The 17,030-nt window shown below is 61.0% G+C and carries 16 protein-coding genes; 5 read left to right on the forward strand and 11 right to left on the reverse strand.

Features of this window, described 5'->3' with window-relative positions; genetic code table 11:
* Positions 1 to 213: 213 nt before the first annotated feature.
* Positions 214 to 576 carry a DUF962 domain-containing protein gene (locus tag J1G34_RS01935; RefSeq protein ID WP_065897476.1) on the forward strand — a complete coding sequence of 121 codons (363 nt, stop codon included), beginning with the start codon at positions 214 to 216 and terminating at the stop codon, positions 574 to 576.
* 3 nt (positions 577 to 579) lie between these two features.
* On the opposite strand, the gene J1G34_RS01940 is transcribed toward J1G34_RS01935, so the two are convergent.
* From J1G34_RS01940 to J1G34_RS01950, 3 genes are all read right to left on the reverse strand, one after another.
* Complete coding sequence (locus tag J1G34_RS01940) at positions 580 to 1,377, reverse strand: acyl-CoA thioesterase (protein ID WP_222993161.1); 798 nt, start codon at positions 1,375 to 1,377, stop codon at positions 580 to 582.
* An 89-nt stretch (positions 1,378 to 1,466) separates the two neighbouring features.
* Positions 1,467 to 2,228: a CHAD domain-containing protein gene (locus tag J1G34_RS01945; RefSeq protein WP_222993163.1), complete on the reverse strand. Its 762-nt coding sequence runs from the start codon at positions 2,226 to 2,228 to the stop codon at positions 1,467 to 1,469.
* Positions 2,229 to 2,269: 41 nt separating this feature from the next.
* On the reverse strand, positions 2,270 to 2,548 hold the full coding sequence (locus tag J1G34_RS01950) for a hypothetical protein (protein WP_003238638.1): 279 nt from the start codon (positions 2,546 to 2,548) through the stop codon (positions 2,270 to 2,272).
* Positions 2,549 to 2,765: 217 nt separating this feature from the next.
* Between J1G34_RS01950 and J1G34_RS01955 the strand changes: the two genes are divergently transcribed.
* Complete coding sequence (locus tag J1G34_RS01955) at positions 2,766 to 3,803, forward strand: patatin-like phospholipase family protein (RefSeq protein ID WP_065886464.1); 1,038 nt, start codon at positions 2,766 to 2,768, stop codon at positions 3,801 to 3,803.
* A gap of 502 nt (positions 3,804 to 4,305) precedes the next feature.
* Here J1G34_RS01955 and J1G34_RS01960 read toward each other — a convergent pair.
* The 6 genes from J1G34_RS01960 to kdpF form a co-directional block, all read right to left on the reverse strand.
* On the reverse strand, positions 4,306 to 4,995 hold the full coding sequence (locus J1G34_RS01960; RefSeq protein ID WP_065897472.1) for a response regulator: 690 nt from the start codon (positions 4,993 to 4,995) through the stop codon (positions 4,306 to 4,308).
* Between the two features lie 130 nt (positions 4,996 to 5,125).
* Positions 5,126 to 7,777, reverse strand: a complete 2,652-nt coding sequence (locus J1G34_RS01965) for a sensor histidine kinase (RefSeq protein WP_065893602.1) — start codon at positions 7,775 to 7,777, stop codon at positions 5,126 to 5,128.
* A gap of 144 nt (positions 7,778 to 7,921) precedes the next feature.
* Complete coding sequence (kdpC, locus tag J1G34_RS01970) at positions 7,922 to 8,467, reverse strand: potassium-transporting ATPase subunit KdpC (protein WP_065896605.1); 546 nt, start codon at positions 8,465 to 8,467, stop codon at positions 7,922 to 7,924.
* 83 nt (positions 8,468 to 8,550) lie between these two features.
* Positions 8,551 to 10,614: a potassium-transporting ATPase subunit KdpB gene (gene kdpB, locus J1G34_RS01975; RefSeq protein WP_240995446.1), complete on the reverse strand. Its 2,064-nt coding sequence runs from the start codon at positions 10,612 to 10,614 to the stop codon at positions 8,551 to 8,553.
* Positions 10,615 to 10,625: 11 nt separating this feature from the next.
* Complete coding sequence (gene kdpA / locus J1G34_RS01980; protein ID WP_222993165.1) at positions 10,626 to 12,320, reverse strand: potassium-transporting ATPase subunit KdpA; 1,695 nt, start codon at positions 12,318 to 12,320, stop codon at positions 10,626 to 10,628.
* A 9-nt stretch (positions 12,321 to 12,329) separates the two neighbouring features.
* On the reverse strand, positions 12,330 to 12,419 hold the full coding sequence (gene kdpF / locus J1G34_RS01985; RefSeq protein WP_003218754.1) for a K(+)-transporting ATPase subunit F: 90 nt from the start codon (positions 12,417 to 12,419) through the stop codon (positions 12,330 to 12,332).
* A 783-nt stretch (positions 12,420 to 13,202) separates the two neighbouring features.
* On the opposite strand from kdpF, the gene eat reads away from it, so the two are divergent.
* Positions 13,203 to 14,567: an ethanolamine permease gene (gene eat, locus J1G34_RS01990; protein WP_222993167.1), complete on the forward strand. Its 1,365-nt coding sequence runs from the start codon at positions 13,203 to 13,205 to the stop codon at positions 14,565 to 14,567.
* A gap of 111 nt (positions 14,568 to 14,678) precedes the next feature.
* The gene (locus J1G34_RS01995; protein ID WP_003172675.1) at positions 14,679 to 14,846 is read left to right on the forward strand and encodes a DUF2897 family protein; all 168 of its coding nucleotides are present in this window, start codon (positions 14,679 to 14,681) and stop codon (positions 14,844 to 14,846) included.
* Between the two features lie 9 nt (positions 14,847 to 14,855).
* Here the strand turns inward: J1G34_RS01995 and J1G34_RS02000 are convergent, their stop codons facing one another.
* Positions 14,856 to 15,704, reverse strand: a complete 849-nt coding sequence (locus tag J1G34_RS02000; protein ID WP_065936303.1) for an urea carboxylase-associated family protein — start codon at positions 15,702 to 15,704, stop codon at positions 14,856 to 14,858.
* A gap of 132 nt (positions 15,705 to 15,836) precedes the next feature.
* Positions 15,837 to 16,169: a ComEA family DNA-binding protein gene (locus J1G34_RS02005; protein ID WP_065936302.1), complete on the reverse strand. Its 333-nt coding sequence runs from the start codon at positions 16,167 to 16,169 to the stop codon at positions 15,837 to 15,839.
* Between the two features lie 272 nt (positions 16,170 to 16,441).
* Between J1G34_RS02005 and J1G34_RS02010 the strand changes: the two genes are divergently transcribed.
* A complete protein-coding gene (locus J1G34_RS02010; protein WP_459077106.1) occupies positions 16,442 to 16,972 on the forward strand; it encodes an acyltransferase in 531 nt (176 codons plus the stop codon).
* The last annotated feature ends 58 nt before the right edge of the window (positions 16,973 to 17,030 follow it).

Raw genomic sequence — 17,030 nt, forward strand, 5'->3', positions numbered from 1 at the left:
TCAGGTGAGACCTCTGGATACCCATTCTGGATAACGGATAGACAACTAACGTTCCTAGTACACATGGATGAGCATGACTGTGTCATTTGGGCTTGAAAGATGTACACCCTAACGACCCCTCTATAACCCCCATAGCCAACCCCAATTCGCCGCCCCACCCTCTCCCACCTAAACTCCATCCAAGTTGTTTCAACGGACAGAGGATTCACCATCATGGGCAAACGTCACCCCAATCTCCCCGCCTGGCAATGGCGTCATTACCCACAAAACCATCAGCACCCGGCCAACCTGGCCTTGCACCTGATTGCCGTGCCGCTGTTCATCATCGGCTTCTTGTTGATCGTCTCCGGTGTGTTCAGCCTGAGCCTGGTCAGTGTCGCCATCGGCGTGATCGGGATAGTGGCGGGCCTGGCGTTGCAGCGTCATGGCCATAGCCTGGAAGCCCAGGCCAGTGAGCCGTTCAGCGACCGTAAGGACGCGGTGCAACGCCTGGTGGTCGAGCAGTTCGTGACGTTTCCGCGCTTTGTGCTCAGCGGTGGCTGGTGGCGTGCCTGGCGGCTGCGCCACCCGCGTTGAGCGTCAGGCGAAGACCACTACGGTCTGGCGACTGAGGGCGATCAATTCGCCGGTCGGGCTCCAGAGCGCGGCGGCGGCGTGGCCATAGCCGTCGCGGGCGTGTTCGATGTTGACGTGGTATTGGCACCAGTCAAGGGTGGTCAAGTCCTGCAGTGGCTGGATGAACTCGATGGTCCAGGTCAGGGTGCTGCCCGGCGCTGGCTTATTGAGGTGCGGGAGCAACGCCGGGGGCCACGCATCGACCAGTGCGAGGATATGCGCCTCGGTCAGCGGCTCTTCCTTCACATCCCCACGCAAACGCACCCACCCGCCCATTTCACGGGATTTATTGCCGGTAAACGGCAGGCCGCCGACGCTCCAGCGCATTGCCAGGTGTCGCATGAATTCGGGGGTGACGCCCTTGATATACGGCAGTTCCTGGCATTCATTCCAATGTTTGAACACCGGTGGCGACTCGCTCGCCACGTCGATTTCCGACTGGCGGGCCGCACCGAAACTGGCCTGGACCAGGGTCGCCACTTCACCGTTCTGCACCACACGGCCCAGCAATTGGCTGACGGCCTTGCCCTCGCGCAATACTTCAACTTCATAACTGGCCGGCACATCCGGCGCTACCGGGCCGACGAAAGTGATCGCCAGTGAGCGCAGCGGCCGGTCGGCCGGCACCTGCGCCCGCAAGGCCTCGTACTGCAAGGCAGCGACCAAACCACCAAACGTGGCGCGGCCCTGAGCCCATTCGGCGGGAATGGTGACATCCAGCGGATGGCTGCGAGCAGCGTCGAGCAAATCACTAAAGCGCATGGCGACCTCACATCAAGCAAATGATGAGGGGATCTTAACCATCCACCCCGCCAGGTACAGCGCCTATTCCGGCCAAAAGCCGGACCGGTTCAGAAACAATGGGCGCTGAGCTTGTCGAGCACACGATCCGCCCGTGCCTCGGCCTTGACCATGCCGGCACGCCAGGTCGCAATGCAGGGCTGCAAGTCCGCCTGGTGCTCGGCCTGGAGCAGCCATTGCCAGCAATCATGCCAATCACCCAGGGCACCCTGGGCTTTTTTCAAACCGGCCACGGCGTTGGCCGGCAGCTTGTCCAATTCGGGATACGCTTCGGCCGCATAGCGCACACGCTTGATCAGCAAGCGCAAACGGTGGCGATCATGTTCTGGATCCTTGAGCGCGTGCTCAAGGGTTTTCCATTGCTTGGCCAGGCGTTTCTGGATGCGTGAGCGCAGGCTCTTGAGCAGTTTCTGGTGTTGGGATGCACGGATAAAGCGTGGAAACGCATCAAGGATCTGCAGCAGGTGGGCAAGCTCCGGGCTCTGCGCCACCTGGCGATAGGCCTCAGGCTGCAGGCGCAGACGACGCTCAGCCGCCTGCTGGTGCCCGTGCTGTTGCAAGTACGCCGCCAGCACTTCGCGGTCACGCAGTGGGGTGGTCAATTGGCCGACCGTGCGGGCGGCGGATTCAAGCTGTTCAACACCCGGTAACCCGCGCAAGGGCCGCAACAGGCTGCGCAGACGGCGCACCGTGGTGCGCAGATCATGCAAGGCTTCATCGTCGGTGACGGCAGCAAGACGAGCCTGGCAGCTCAGCAACCCTACTTCCAGGCCAATGACCTGAGCAACTAACTGATTGACCAGCGCTGACATCCTGCCCTCCCTTTGCGATGAAAAATGCTATGCGTGGCTGATCAACGCCCGGCGCGTGACTCACGAATATAGAAGCGCGCCTTCTCGGCCTTGTTGGAGCAGCCTTCGAACGCTTCGAATTGCTGCTGGGTCTTGGCCCCCGTCAACAGCGACAACGCCTTGGAGTAGCTGACGGTGCCGGCGAAGCCCTCGGCCTTGGCCAGGTCCAGTTCTTTCCAGGCGGCATCCAACTGCGACCCGCAGCTGTCGCGATACGCGGTCTTCCCGGCACAGCCCGCCAAGGCCAACAGGATCACAGGTACACACATCCAGGCTTTCATTGATGACACCTCAAAATATACAAAATCTGTCGTAGCCTGTAGACGTTGCCTACAGGGAAAAGTGCCTTGTCCCTAGCCTGAAATCAGTAGTACCTATTGCCAGAGCATACCCGAGCCCCGTAGCGATTCTGGAAAAATATTCTCAGGGCTCACCAAGGATTGAAGCGCCCCCCTGGATGGGTGCATTGTGGGCACCTGTTTTGCGAAGGGTCTGGTCATGAAAAAACGTGTTGCCTTGGTGTTGGGCTCCGGCGGGGCCAGGGGCTACGCCCATATCGGCGTGATCGAAGAAATCGAACGACGCGGCTACGACATCGCCTGTATTGCCGGCTGCTCGATGGGCGCCGTGGTCGGCGGAATCTATGCCGCCGGCAAGCTGGACGAGTATCGAAACTGGATCGAAAGCCTGGATTACCTCGACGTATTGCGCCTGGTGGATGTGAGCTTTCGCCTGGGCGCGATTCGCGGTGAAAAGGTGTTCGGGCAGATCCGCAAGATCGTCGGCGAAATCAATATCGAAGACCTGCGCATCCCCTACACCGCCGTGGCCACCGACCTCACCAACCAGCAGGAAATCTGGTTCCAGGAGGGTTGCCTGCACCAGGCCATGCGCGCCTCGGCAGCGATCCCCAGCCTGTTCACGCCGGTGATGCAAGGCAACCGCATGCTGGTGGACGGAGGCTTGCTCAACCCGTTGCCTATCGTGCCGGTGGTGTCGAGCCATTGCGACCTGATCATTGCGGTCAACCTCAACGCCACCAACCAGAAGCACTATCACCTGCCGGTGATCCAGCGCCCGCCGGCATTCAAAAGCCGCTTCAACAGCCTGGCCAAATCATTGGGCTCGCACCTGCCGTTTCGGCGTAAACAGGCCGAGCAACTGATGAAGCTCGAGCAGGAAGCCTTGCAGGCCCAGGCCGCCGAGATCAACCCATGGCTGGACTCGGCCGAGCCCGAATCCCAGCAACCCGCCGCCGCCCCGGAAAAAGCCGGCGCGCCGAAGTCGGCCACGGGCTCGTTCATCATCGACAATGTCGGACCCGCCTCACTGCTGGACCTGATCAACCAGAGTTTCGAAGTGATGCAAACGTCATTGGCACAATACAAAATCGCCGGTTACCCGCCGGATGTGCTGATCAACGTGCCAAAGCGAGTGTGCCGTTTTTTCGAGTTCTACAAGGCGCCGGAATTGATCGCGCTGGGGAGGGAAATTGCCAGCGATACGCTGGATCGGTATGAGAGTGAGCAGGCCTGAAACTCCGACTGTTATGGATGCCCTCATCGGGAACGTTGTAGGCCGTAGCAGCCAACGGTACCCACGATGCGAAGCGAGTCGCTCTTGATCTTGATCTGCTTTTGATCTCAGGCGCCCCGTTAAACCACGCTGGCCGAACGCAGGCTTGAATCCGTGGGTAACCCGGCAGGACGCCGGGTTAGCCGCACTGGGCCAGGGATGGCCCATTGCGGCGGCCCACGGATTCAAGCCGGAGAGAGGGCACACCGAGCATGAGCGAGGTGCCGAGTGGTGGGGCAAGAGCCCTTTGGTTACTTTGGGGCTTTTCCAAAGTGACCCGCCGTCAGGGCGGAACCCTAAGTGGCCGTTACCTAAATAATGGATATGTACTCGGCCCAATCCAACATCCCGGCCAGCCCAGAGGCCGCCATCGGGGGCAAGTCGAATCGTCGCACCGCCCCTCCCACATTTTGATCTGTGAATACATTCAAAGTGTGTGAGGCCGCTTCAGGCCCCGGCAAACTCAAGCACCCAGCAACCGATACCCCACCCCCACCTCAGTCACGATAAACCTCGGCTGCATCGGATCATCCGCCAGCTTCTGGCGCAAATGCCCTACTACAATGCGCAGGTAGTGGCTGTCTTCGGTATGGGTCGGCCCCCAGATATCCTTGAGCAATTGCTGCTGGGTAATCACCCGCCCCGCATGCCGCGCCAGTTGCGCCAGCACCGCGTACTCCTTGCGGGTCAGTGCCACTTCGACGCCGTCGAGCAGAACACGGCGGTAGGCCAGGTCCACCGTCAGCGGGCCGAAACTCAACGCAGCCTCCTGCGCTTCCCCCGCCGGAGCCTGACGCAATAAGGCGCGCACCCGGGCGAGGAACTCCTGGATACCGAACGGCTTGGTCACGTAGTCATTGGCACCACCGTCAAGGGCTTGGACCTTCTGCGCTTCGCTGGCCCGCACCGAGAGCACCAATACCGGCACCGTCGACCACTCGCGAAACTCGCGCAGCACCTGCTGGCCGTCCATATCGGGCAGGCCCAGGTCAAGGACGAGCAAGTCCGGTTTGCTCAACGCCGCCTGAGCAAGGCCTTCGTTGCCGCTACCGGCTTCGATCACCTTATAGCCTTGGGAGGCCAGGCTGATGCGCAGGAATTTGCGGATCTGCGGTTCGTCATCAATGACGAGAATCGTCGAGGTCTGGCTCATGGTGTCTCAGTTAAAATCAATTAAAAACCAACCCATGCAGGAGCGAGCTTGCTCGCGAAAAACGTCTAGGCGCCGCGTACATTCAGGAAGCCATCTTTATCGTTAACGACCTTCGCGAGCAAGCTCGCTCCTACAGGTTTTGCTCCAAGGCAGGTTGTGTAGGCAATGGCAGGAACAAGGTAATACAGGTGCCCCGCCCTTCAATACCGTCGGCCACACTGATGTGCCCACCGTGCGCACCGACCATGCCCTGGCAGATCGCCAACCCCAGGCCGGTGCCCTGCCCGCCGCGATCACCGCGCGCAGCGGTGTAGAACATATCGAAGATTTTTGCCCGTTCGTCCTCCGGAATTCCCGGCCCCTCATCGGCCACGGCAAAAAACACCTGGCCGTCCGACACGCCGGCGCTCAACTGCAAGCGGCCCTGGGGCGGCGAAAAGCGCGCGGCGTTTTCCATGACATTGACCAGGGCCTGCTCGATCAACGCCGCATGCACATAGAGCAAGGGCAAGTCCGGCGGCACATCAGTGTCGACCTGCAAAGGCGCCAGCACGGCGCGAAGGCGGCCAAGGGCACTGCCGACGATATCCCCGGGCGACACCCAATCGCGCGCCAGCTTCAGCGCACCGTGGCCCAGGCGGGTCATGTCCAGCAGGTTCTGGATATAGCGGTCGAGGCGCTCGGCTTCATCACGGGTACCTTCGAGCAATTCGCGACGGTCCTCCAAGGGGATCGCCTCACCCAGCGCCAGCAGGCTGTCGATACTGCCGCGCATGGAGGTCAGCGGCGTACGCAAATCATGGGAGACGGAGGCGAGCAAGGCGCTGCGCAGTTGTTCGGTCTCACCGTGCAAACGCGCGGACTCCAATTCCTGCGCCAACTGCGCACGCGCCAACGCCTGGGCCAACGGCTGGCTCAATGCCGTGAGCAGGCGACGGCGTTGGCCACTCAACTCCATGCCGGCTTTCGCGCTGACGCCCAGCAAGCCCAAGGGGCCCTCTTCACCCGACAACGGCCACCACCACCAGCGTCCAAACGGCAAGGTGCCGGTGCCCATGCCTGCCGGTTGGTCGTGCTGCCAGGCCCAGTCGGCGGCGGCACGCTCGGCCTCGGTGAGGGTCAGCGGGCCACCGGTCTCGATCGTCCAACCGCCCTGGCCGTCGCGATTGACCAGGCACAGATCCAACTCATTCCAGCCTTGCAGGTGATGAGCCGCTGCACTGATGACCGCCTGGCGATCCGTGGCGGCGGTGAGCTTGCGTGACAGGTCGAGCAGCTCGCTGGTTTCTTCCTGGGTATCGCGCAGCGCCTGTAATTGCCGACGCTGGCGTGCGGCCAGGTTGCCGGTGAGCGCCGCCATCAACAGGAAAAACAACAGCGTCAGGACGTCCTCTTCACGCTGGATGGAAAAGGAGAAATTCGGTGGGATAAACAGAAAGTCGTAGGTCATGAACGACAACGCCGCACACACCAGCGAAGGCCCCAGGCTGCTGCGCACCGCCACCAGCAGCACCGCAGCGAGGAACACCAGCGAGATATTCGGCAACGGCAAGAGGCTGGACACGCCCCACGCCAGGCCGGCCGCAACCAGGGTGGCCACCACGGCCAGGGCATAATCGAACCAGCGCAGCCCACGCACATCCGGCAAGCGCGGCGCTGCTGGCCTATCGTCGCTGTCGAGCACGTTGATTTCCAGCCCCCGCGCATCGCGCAGCAAGCGTGCGGCAAGGCCACCGCCGAACAGACGCCGACGCCAGCGCATGCGCGACTGCCCCACCAAGACCAGACTGGCGCGGCGCTCGGCCGCATGCTGGATCAACGTCCTCGCCACCTCGCCGGCCCGCAGCAGCACCACCTCACCGCCCAGGCGTTCAGCCAGTTGCTGGGCATTCTGCAGGCGCAGCCGTGACTGCTCATCCCGCGCGCGGCCGTTGTCGACATGCACCAGGCTCCACGGCAAATGCCGCCGCTGGGCGACCCGGCTGGCATGGCGCACCAGGCGTTCGGCTTGCGCATCGCCATCGACCCCCACCAGCAGGCGACCCCGCACCGCCGGCGCCGCTTGGCCGAGCTGGCGATATCCCTGGGCCAGATCGTCGTCGACATGGGCGGCAGCGGTCTGCATGGCCAGCTCGCGCAGGGCCATCAAGTTGGTTTGGGTGAAAAACGCATCGATGGCCGCACGCGCCTGTTCCGGCACATACACCTTGCCGTCGCGCAGGCGCTCGAGCAATTCGCGGGACGGCAGGTCGATCAGCAGCAGTTCGTCGGCCTCCTGCAGCACCCAGTCTGGCAGGGTTTCGCGCACCTGCACGCCGGTGATGCCACGCACCTGGTCGTTGAGACTTTCCAGGTGCTGGACGTTGACTGTGGTGAACACGTTGATGCCGGCCGCGAGCAGTTCCTGGATGTCCTGCCAGCGCTTTTCATGACGGCTGCCGGGGGCGTTGCTATGGGCCAGTTCATCGACCAGAACCAGCTTGGGCCGGGCCGCGAGCAGGCCGTCGAGGTCCATTTCTTCAAGCATTACGCCCCGGTATTCGCTGCGCAACAACGGCTGTTGCGGCAAACCGCTGAGCAAGGCTTCGGTCTCGGCGCGGCCGTGGGTCTCGACCACCCCGGCGATCAGAGCCACACCCTGGCGCAGTTGAGTATGGGCAGCCTGGAGCATGGCGTAGGTCTTGCCAACGCCGGGCGCGGCGCCAAGGAAAACTTTGAGCCGGCCACGGCCGTTGCGGGGCAGATCGGCTAGCAGGGCATCGGCGCGGCCGGAGTCGCTCATGCGCGGGGGTTCCTCAGGTGTTCAAAGTAGTCAGGTTCAATGAAGATCAAATGTGGGAGGGGGCTTGCTCCCGATAGCGGTGTGTCAGTAACAGCTATTTCAACTGAACCAGCGCTATCGGGAGCAAGCCCCCTCCCACAGGGTTCAGAGTTTTTCCAGGGCCATGTTCAGGGCCAGCACGTTGACTACGGGCGGGCCTACCAACGGGCTTTCGATGTGTTCATCCAACAGCCGCTGCAAGGTCGACACCGGTACATTCCGTGCGGCCGCCACTCGCGCCAGTTGATAGGCAATTGCCTCGGGTGGCAAGTGTGGATCGAGCCCGCTGCCGGAGGTCGTCAGCGAGGCCAAAGGTACCGGCCCCTGCCCTGGCACCTGTTGTTTAGTCGCGTCGTCAAAGATACGCGCGGCCAGTGCGGGGTTGCTCGGGCCAAGGTTGCTGGCACTGCTGGAAACCGTCGCGAACGCGCCGGCCGAAGGGCGTGGGTGGAACCAGCCGTCGCCGCTGAAATCCTGGGCGATCAGGCTGGAGCCGCGCACCTTGCCGCTGGCATCGCGCACCAGGCTGCCATTGGCCTGGTCCGCAAAGGCTACTTGCGCGACGCCGGTCACCACCAGCGGGTAGGCGACGCCGGTGATCAGGGTCATGAGTACCAGCAGGCTCAGGGCTGGGCGGATGATGTTGGACATTTCAGACTCCTCGGTGCAGTGATGCGGTGGGACGCGGAGCGTCCGGGGCGGCGTTCCCACGCTGAGCGTGGGAACGATCAGGCTCAAACCAGGTGCAGCGCCGTCAGCAGCATGTCGATCGCCTTGATGCCCACAAAGGGCACCAGCAGCCCACCCAGGCCGTAGATCAGCAGGTTGCGGCGCAACAGCGCGGCCGCGCTCGCGGCTTGCACGCGCACACCGCGCAGGGCCAGGGGAATCAGCACCACGATGATCAGCGCGTTGAACACGATGGCCGACAGGATCGCGCTCTGCGGGCTCTGCAAGTGCATGACATTGAGCACGCCCAGTTGCGGATAGATCGAGGCAAACAGCGCCGGCAGGATCGCGAAGTACTTGGCCACGTCGTTGGCGATGGAAAAGGTGGTCAGCGCACCCCGGGTCACCAGCAACTCCTTGCCGATCTGCACCACGTCCAGCAGCTTGGTCGGATCGCTGTCGAGGTCGACCATGTTCGCGGCTTCCCGCGCAGCCTGGGTACCGTCGTTCATCGCCATGCCGACATCGGCCTGGGCCAGTGCCGGGGCGTCGTTGGCGCCGTCGCCGCACATGGCGACCAGACGACCGTCGTTCTGTTCATGGCGGATACGCGCCAGCTTCTTCTCAGGCGTGGCTTCAGCCAATACATCATCCACGCCGGCTTCAGCGGCAATCGCGGCGGCGGTCAGCGGGTTATCGCCGGTGACCATCACGGTACGAATGCCCAACTTGCGCAGCTCGGCGAAACGCTCGCGGATACCGGGCTTGACCACGTCTTTGAGATGGATCGCACCGAGTAACTTGCCATCGGCGCACACCAGCAACGGGGTGCCGCCACTCTGCGCGATCTTGTCGATTTCCCGCGACAGCGCAGGTAACAGGTCGCTGCGTTGCTGGCCGATAAACGCCAGCAGCGAATCCACCGCGCCCTTGCGAAAGACGCGGCCCTGGTAATCGACACCGGATAACCGGGTTTCCGCGCTGAACGGTACGGCGGTCAGTTGCTCCAGCGTCGGCTCGGCCTGGGGGTGCAAGGCGCGCAGGTATTCGACGATGGACTTGCCTTCCGCCGTGTCATCGGCCAGGGAGGCGAACAACGCGCCTTCAGCCACTTCTCGACCACTGACACCGGGCGCCGCAACCACGGCGGTGCAACGACGGTTACCGAAGGTGATGGTGCCGGTCTTGTCCAGCAGCAACACGTGCACATCCCCTGCCGCTTCCACCGCGCGACCGGACTTGGCGATCACGTTCAACCGCACCAGACGGTCCATGCCGGCAATGCCGATGGCCGAGAGCAAGCCGCCAATGGTCGTGGGAATCAGCGTCACCAGCAGTGCGACGAGGAACACCAGGGGCAGGCTGCCATTGGCGAAGTGTGCGAACGGCTGCAGGGTGACCACCACCAGCAGGAAGATCAGGGTGAGGCCGATCAGCAGGATATCCAGTGCAACTTCGTTGGGGGTTTTCTGGCGTTTGGCGCCTTCCACCAGCGCGATCATGCGGTCCAGGGTCGACTCGCCGGGGTTGGCGGTGATGCGGACCAGCAGCCAGTCCGACACCAGCCGGGTGTTGCCGGTGACGGCCGAGCGGTCGCCGCCGGACTCGCGGATCACCGGGGCGGACTCGCCGGTAATCGCCGCTTCGTTGACCGCGGCGATGCCTTCGATCACTTCGCCGTCGCCAGGAATCATTTCACCTGCCGCGACGCGCACCACATCACCTTTGCGCAGGCTGGTGGCCGGTACCACCTTGAAGCTGCCGTCGGCCTCCTTGCGGCGCGCGCTCAGGCCTTCACTGCCGGCCTTGAGGCTGTCGGCGCGGGCCTTGCCACGGCCTTCGGCCAAGGCTTCAGCGAAGTTGGCGAACAACACGGTGAACCACAGCCACACCGCGATTTGCACGGCCACGAAAGTCGGCACGCTGGTATCGGGCACAAAGCACAGCACGGTGGTCAGAATGGCGGTCAGCTCGACCACCAGCATGACCGGCGAGCGTTGCAATTGACGGGGGTCCAGCTTGACGAACGCCTGGACCAGCGCCGGGCGCCACAACGCAGAGATCGCGGTTTTGGCGGGCTCCTGAGTGCGCGCGGGGGCAGCATTTTTTACAGACATGTTCATTCTCATATCCCCTTGACTTAGAAGCCCATGCTCAGGTGTTCAGCAATCGGGCCCAGCGCCAGTGTCGGCAGAAACGTCAGGCCGCCCACCAGCAAAATGGTCACGGTCAACAGCGTCACGAACAACGGGCCGTGGGTCGGAAAACTGTTCTGGCCAATCGGTGCGGTCTTCTTCATCGCCAGGCTACCGGCGAGGGCCAGCACCGGCAGGATGTAACCGAACCGGCCAATCAACATGCCCAGGCCGAGCATCAGGTTGTGAAAAGCGGTGTTGCCGCTGAAACCGCCGAACGCCGAACCGTTGTTGGCACTTGCCGAGGTGTAGGCGTAGAGCAACTGGCTGAAACCGTGGGGCCCAGGGTTGCTGACGGCCCCGGCCGGGCCCGGCAGGCTGGCGGCGATGGCACCCAGCATGAGCACACCCACCGGCATGACCAGCAGGGTCACTACGAGCAATTGCACTTCCTTGGCCTGAAGCTTCTTGCCCAGGTATTCCGGGGTGCGGCCGATCATCAGGCCGGCGAGGAACACCGCGATCAACACGTTGAGCAACATGCCGTACAGGCCTGCGCCGACGCCGCCGAAAATCACTTCGCCAACCATCATGTTGACCAGCGCCACCATGCCGCTCAGAGGGTTGAGGCTGTCCTGCATGCCGTTGACCGATCCGTTGGAGGCCGCAGTGGTCGTCACCGACCAGAGCACCGTGCCGGTGGTGCCGAAGCGTGTTTCCTTGCCTTCCAGCGGCGCGGTGTGTTCCACGGCCGGGTTATTCAGGGTCGGATTGGGCTGGTACTCGGACCACAGCGACGTCGCGCCGCCAATCAGGAACAAGGCCAGCATGCACGCGAGAATCGCGCGGCTCTGACGCAGGTCTTTGACGTAGTGACCGAAGGTGAACACCAGGGCAACCGGGATCAGGATGATCGACGCCACTTCGAAGAGGTTGGCCCAGGCCGTCGGGTCTTCGAACGGATGCGCCGAGTTCACCCCAAAGAAGCCGCCGCCATTGGTGCCCAGTTGCTTGATCGCAATCTGGCTGGCTGCAGGGCCCAGGGGAATGACTTGATCCACACCCTGCATCGTCACGGCATCAACGTAATGGGCGAACGTCTGCGGCACACCCTGCCACACCAGGAACAGCGCCAGCACCAGGCACAGCGGCAGCAAACCGTAGAGCGTGGCGCGGGTCATGTCGACCCAGAAATTCCCCAGAGTCGCGGTGGATTTGCGACCGATCCCACGGCAAAGCGCGACCAGGACTGCCAGGCCGGTGGCGGCGCTGACGAAGTTCTGCACGGTGAGGCCGACCATCTGGCTGAGGTAGCTCAGGGAGGCTTCGCCGCTGTAGTTCTGCCAGTTGGTATTGGTCATGAAACTGACCGCGGTGTTGAACGCCAGCGTCCATTCCTGGCCCGGCAATTTCTGCGGGTTGAGTGGGAGATAGTCCTGAAACAACAGGATGGCGAACAACAGCAGGAAGCCCGCCAGGTTGAACGCGAGCAAGGCCAGCATGTACTTCTGCCAGCTTTGCTCTTGTTGATCGTCCACACCCGACAGGCGATAACAGGCTTTCTCGACAGGCTCCAGCACCGGCGTCAGCCACGTGCGCTGGCCTTCCATCACCTTGTAATAGAACCGCCCCAGAAACGGTGCCGGCACCAGTACCACGGCGAAGAAGGCGATGATCAGCCAATAGTCATAACTGTGCATAGCCCGCTCCTAGTTCCGATCCGCGCGTAACAGCGCAACCAGCAGATAAATGAACAGCGCCACGGCCAATAGCAGTGACACCCCGTCCAGAACGCTCATGGAAGTTTCTCCGTTTAACGGCGAGTGCCGCGTGTAGGGCAATTGTCCGCAGGAGGGGTGTAAAGGAACGAGAGCGAGGCGGGGCGCGGGGCGTAAAGATGGCGTAAAGAATGGCTTTATGCGCGGTTTACAGGGGGGTTGCAGTGGCTGGCTGGGCCTCATCGCGGCATAGGTATCTACACAGTTTTGGTGCGACACCGCACCTGTGGCGAGGGAGCTAACGCGTATCTTCCTGACGCTCGGAGGTCCAAATGTGGGAGGGGCGGTGCGACGATTCGACTTGCCCCTGATGGCGGCCTCTGGGCCGACCAAGATGGTGGATTGGGTTGAGTACATATCCGTTTCTGCGGTAACGGCTACTTAGGGTTCCGCCCTTACGGCGGCTCACTTTTGAAAAGCGCAAAAGTAAGCAAAACGCTCTTGCCCCACCACTCGGCACCTCGCTTAGGCTCGGTGTGCCCGAGATCAAAAGCAGATCAAGATCAAGAGCGGCTCGCTTCGCATCGTGGTTACGGGTGAGCGATACAGAGTTGTGTAGATACCTATGTTCATCGCGGGCAAGCCCAGCTCCCACACTGGAATGCGGTCCACTGTGGGAGCCGGGCTTGCCCGCGATGGCGGCAGTCCAGGCAGGGCTGCACCTGCCTGGTGCAATGATGAGAATTTTCAAACGCCAAACCATCTTCCATACGACAGTTGCATCGCTTTACGACAATGATTCTCAGGCTGGCATGCCCACTGCAACACCCTGAATCATTCCAACCGTTCAGGGAACTCCTCACAATGAACACACAACTCAAACCCACCTTGGGCACCCTGCATCTATGGGGCATCGCTGTCGGGCTGGTGATTTCCGGCGAGTACTTCGGCTGGAGCTATGGCTGGGGTGTGGCCGGCACACTGGGATTTCTGGTGACCTCATTGATGGTCGCCGCGATGTACACCTGCTTCATCTTCAGCTTCACCGAACTGACCACGGCGATTCCCCATGCCGGCGGCCCCTTTGCCTACAGCCGCCGCGCCTTCGGTGAAAAAGGCGGCTTGATCGCCGGCCTGGCAACCCTGATCGAGTTTGTCTTCGCGCCACCCGCGATCGCCCTGGCCATCGGCGCCTACCTCAACGTGCAGCTTCCAGCGCTGGACCCGAAACACGCCGCCGTCGGCGCCTACATCGTGTTCATGGGCCTGAACATCCTCGGCGTGAAACTCGCCGCCACCTTCGAACTGGTGGTCTGCGTGCTCGCCGTCGCCGAGCTGCTGGTGTTCATGGGCGTCGTTGCCCCGGCGTTCAGCTTCAGCAACTTCGCCCTGAACGGCTGGGCCGGCGCCGACACCTTCGGTGCCCCGGCGATTGCCGGCATGTTCGCCGCGATCCCCTTCGCCATCTGGTTCTTCCTCGCCATCGAAGGCGCGGCCATGGCCGCCGAAGAAGCGAAAGATCCCAAGCGCACCATTCCGAAAGCCTACATCAGCGGCATCCTCACCCTGGTAATCCTGGCCATGGGCGTGATGTTCTTCGCGGGCGGCGTGGGCGACTGGCGCACCCTGTCAAACATCAACGACCCGCTGCCCCAGGCCATGAAAACCGTGGTGGGCGAAAGCTCCGGCTGGTTGCACATGCTCGTTTGGATCGGCCTGTTCGGCCTGGTGGCAAGTTTCCACGGCATCATCCTCGGCTACTCGCGCCAGTTCTTCGCCCTGGCGCGCGCCGGTTACCTGCCGCCCTTCCTGGCCAAACTGTCGCGATTTCAGACACCTCACCGCGCCATCATCGCCGGCGGCGTGGTCGGCATCGCGGCCATCTACAGCGACGGCCTGATCAACCTTGGCGGCATGACCCTGACCGCCGCGATGATCACCATGGCGGTGTTCGGCGCCATCGTCATGTACATCATGAGCATGCTCAGCCTGTTCAAATTGCGCAAAACCGAACCGCTGCTGGAGCGGACTTTCCGCGCACCGGGCTACCCCATCGTACCGGGCATCGCGCTGGTACTGGCCGTGGTGTGCCTGGTGGCGATGGCCTGGTTCAATACACTGATCGGGCTGATCTTCCTTGGCTTCATGGCCGTGGGCTTCATCTACTTCCAACTGACCGCCCAAGACCGCGCCGATGCGCCGGCAGATGCAATGTTGACCGGGCTATAAGACTCGTGAGGCAGAACGGGCCTACACTGAACTACTCAGAACGCCCGTAACTCAAAGCAGTTATTACCGTGGGAGAATTCTCCCCCGGCAACCTGCCTCAAGGAGAGCCTTATGCCGTGGTATGCGTGGTTGATTATGGTTGTTGCGATCGGATCGATCGTCGGTGGATTGATGATGCTGCGCGACAGCGCCAACAAAGTGGAACTCACCGACGAACAACGCAAACGCGTGGCCGAGCGCAATGCGCAGGCGGATGCCAAGGATGCCCAGGATCGTTGAGCCCTGGGGTTACTCCCAAGCCGCCTTGGCAATCTGCAACCCGTGCTGCCCTTTATAGGCAGCACGCTCGGGCTGACTCCAGCCTTCAAGCAACCCCTCCTCCAATTGGTAGATTTCTACCCCCAACGGACGACACACCGTCAACGGGTCCTGCGCGTCCGGCCCCCACATCGGCAGCGACAAATCCCCACCCGGACACGTCGACAGCGCGCACAGCAAATCAATCTCGGCAAAAAACTCCAGGTAATCGCCCTTCTGTGCCGGACAGGCTTTCATAAAGTACATGTCATCGTGATTGAGTCCGGTGCACTGGAAGATATTCAGCACGTCGTGCACATCGAATTCCGTCAGACCGTGGGGCAATACCGCGCGAGTCAGGTTCGAATGGCAATGATGATGAAAGTCCTCCCCGGTGAGCATACGGTTCACATAAGGATCGCAGCGCGTGCCAAGCAAATCATGCAGGCGCCCGCCATGTTCATCGATGCCGTAGCCTGCCAGGCTGTCATCGGTAATGGTGACCAGTGGCCGCAGGAACGGAAGGTTCGACCACAAACGGTCGTGGGTGCTGACATGGGCACCTTGAAGTTGCCGAGTGCGAGCTGCCCAGAGGCGCTCGCGCGGATCATTGGCGTTCCACACGTTGAAATCCCCCACTTGCGGGCCCACCGGAGTGGTCACGCGGAAGACATGCCCGGCAGGGACTTTCCATGCCCTGCCCGTGCGGATAGGCACATCGAACTGTCCGACCAGCGTGCGTTGGTCCCGGCGATCCCGGATGCGCTCGTAGAACGCCGTATCCACCTGTAATGCCGAGCCTTTACTGACTTGGTAGGCGGCCGGATAGTCTTTGTACATGGGGCGATCCTCCATTAAAGGTGACTGTCGAACAATCGATAATCTTGAGCTAACCACATTTCATGCCAGGACTGGGCTGGAAACACCCAGGCTAAAAGGCCGATCAATGATCGGCCTTCCTGGCTACGTCCTTCAGTTGATAACCAACCTGTCGCGATTCTTCTCCAGCAGGGCCTTGCCAATACCCTTTACCTCCAGCAACTCATCCACCGCAGTGAAAGGGCCATTGCTTTCGCGAAAAGCAACGATCGCTTTCGCCTTGGCGGCGCCGATACCGAACAAATCGCGTCGCAGGGTTTCAGCATCGGCCGCGTTGAGGTTGACCTTGGCAGACTGCTCGGCTTTGATCATTTGCGCGGAGATGGGGGTTGGGACTTCAGGTTTGGCGGATGGGGCTGCGGTGGTGGCGACAGAGAGGCTGGCGAGGAAGGCAAAGACAAGGGAGGAAACGTAGGTGTTTTGCATCGGTGACGCTCCATGACATCGGTAAGAGAAAAGCAGCTTTTCCGAAGCTGCTTTTCTAACTTAGATGATGCGGGAGGAGAGTCAAAAATGAGTGGGTTACAAGGTATGTTAGGCTATTCCTCTAACGCAATACACCGTTGTCGACCCAGTTCTCGCAGAGGCTTTTGAAAAAACACATACGTTCCCCTCTCATTGAAATACTGTCGTATGTGTGCTACCCAGGCAGGCCGTCCGTCAAGTAAAATACACAAAAAAGGAATCGTTTCTTTTTCATGAAACGATTGCATTTTGAGTCAACGGTAAATGGAGAAAAAATGAACGCGCCAAAAGACTACTTCGTGCACTCCCATGCATTGTGTGAATCCTCAACCATTGGTAAAGGCTCCAGGATTTGGGCATTTGCGCATATTTTACCCAGCGCCAAAGTTGGAGCGGACTGCAATATCTGCGACCACGTATTCATTGAGAATGATGTAACTATTGGAGATAGGGTAACGATTAAATGCGGAGTTCAAATCTGGGATGGAATTACGATTTCGGATGACGTATTCATCGGCCCCAACGTTACTTTTACCAATGACCTATATCCCAGAAGTAAAGTTTACCCTGAAAGTTTCGATCGGACTATTGTAGGAAAAGGCGCTTCCTTGGGCGCAAACTGCACCATCTTGCCCGGCTTAGAAATCGGTGAAAACGCAATGGTCGGCGCAGGGGCTGTAGTTACCCGATCAGTCCCAGCCAATACTACCGTTGTAGGCAATCCTGCAAAAATAGTAAACTCGCAAGTAAAAAGAAATGTTTAAATTTTAATCACATAAAATAATAAGCCGATCAATGATCGGCTTATTAAAGGAAGAAAAC

Origin of the sequence: Pseudomonas sp. Wu6 (assembly GCF_019891515.1) — a bacterium.
GTDB classification, from domain to species: Bacteria; Pseudomonadota; Gammaproteobacteria; order Pseudomonadales; family Pseudomonadaceae; genus Aquipseudomonas; species Aquipseudomonas orientalis_A.

Excerpts from the sequence above, each read along its gene's own strand:
- J1G34_RS01935 (WP_065897476.1), top strand. The coding sequence starts at position 214 with ATGGGCAAACGTCACCCCAATCTCCCCGCCTGGCAATGGCGTCATTAC.
- J1G34_RS01940 (WP_222993161.1), bottom strand. The coding sequence starts at position 1,377 with ATGCGCTTTAGTGATTTGCTCGACGCTGCTCGCAGCCATCCGCTGGAT.
- J1G34_RS01945 (WP_222993163.1), bottom strand. The coding sequence starts at position 2,228 with ATGTCAGCGCTGGTCAATCAGTTAGTTGCTCAGGTCATTGGCCTGGAA.
- J1G34_RS01950 (WP_003238638.1), bottom strand. The coding sequence starts at position 2,548 with ATGAAAGCCTGGATGTGTGTACCTGTGATCCTGTTGGCCTTGGCGGGC.
- J1G34_RS01955 (WP_065886464.1), top strand. The coding sequence starts at position 2,766 with ATGAAAAAACGTGTTGCCTTGGTGTTGGGCTCCGGCGGGGCCAGGGGC.
- J1G34_RS01960 (WP_065897472.1), bottom strand. The coding sequence starts at position 4,995 with ATGAGCCAGACCTCGACGATTCTCGTCATTGATGACGAACCGCAGATC.
- J1G34_RS01965 (WP_065893602.1), bottom strand. The coding sequence starts at position 7,777 with ATGAGCGACTCCGGCCGCGCCGATGCCCTGCTAGCCGATCTGCCCCGC.
- kdpC (WP_065896605.1), bottom strand. The coding sequence starts at position 8,467 with ATGTCCAACATCATCCGCCCAGCCCTGAGCCTGCTGGTACTCATGACC.
- kdpB (WP_240995446.1), bottom strand. The coding sequence starts at position 10,614 with ATGAGAATGAACATGTCTGTAAAAAATGCTGCCCCCGCGCGCACTCAG.
- kdpA (WP_222993165.1), bottom strand. The coding sequence starts at position 12,320 with ATGCACAGTTATGACTATTGGCTGATCATCGCCTTCTTCGCCGTGGTA.
- kdpF (WP_003218754.1), bottom strand. The coding sequence starts at position 12,419 with ATGAGCGTTCTGGACGGGGTGTCACTGCTATTGGCCGTGGCGCTGTTC.
- eat (WP_222993167.1), top strand. The coding sequence starts at position 13,203 with ATGAACACACAACTCAAACCCACCTTGGGCACCCTGCATCTATGGGGC.
- J1G34_RS01995 (WP_003172675.1), top strand. The coding sequence starts at position 14,679 with ATGCCGTGGTATGCGTGGTTGATTATGGTTGTTGCGATCGGATCGATC.
- J1G34_RS02000 (WP_065936303.1), bottom strand. The coding sequence starts at position 15,704 with ATGTACAAAGACTATCCGGCCGCCTACCAAGTCAGTAAAGGCTCGGCA.
- J1G34_RS02005 (WP_065936302.1), bottom strand. The coding sequence starts at position 16,169 with ATGCAAAACACCTACGTTTCCTCCCTTGTCTTTGCCTTCCTCGCCAGC.
- J1G34_RS02010 (WP_459077106.1), top strand. The coding sequence starts at position 16,442 with ATGAAACGATTGCATTTTGAGTCAACGGTAAATGGAGAAAAAATGAAC.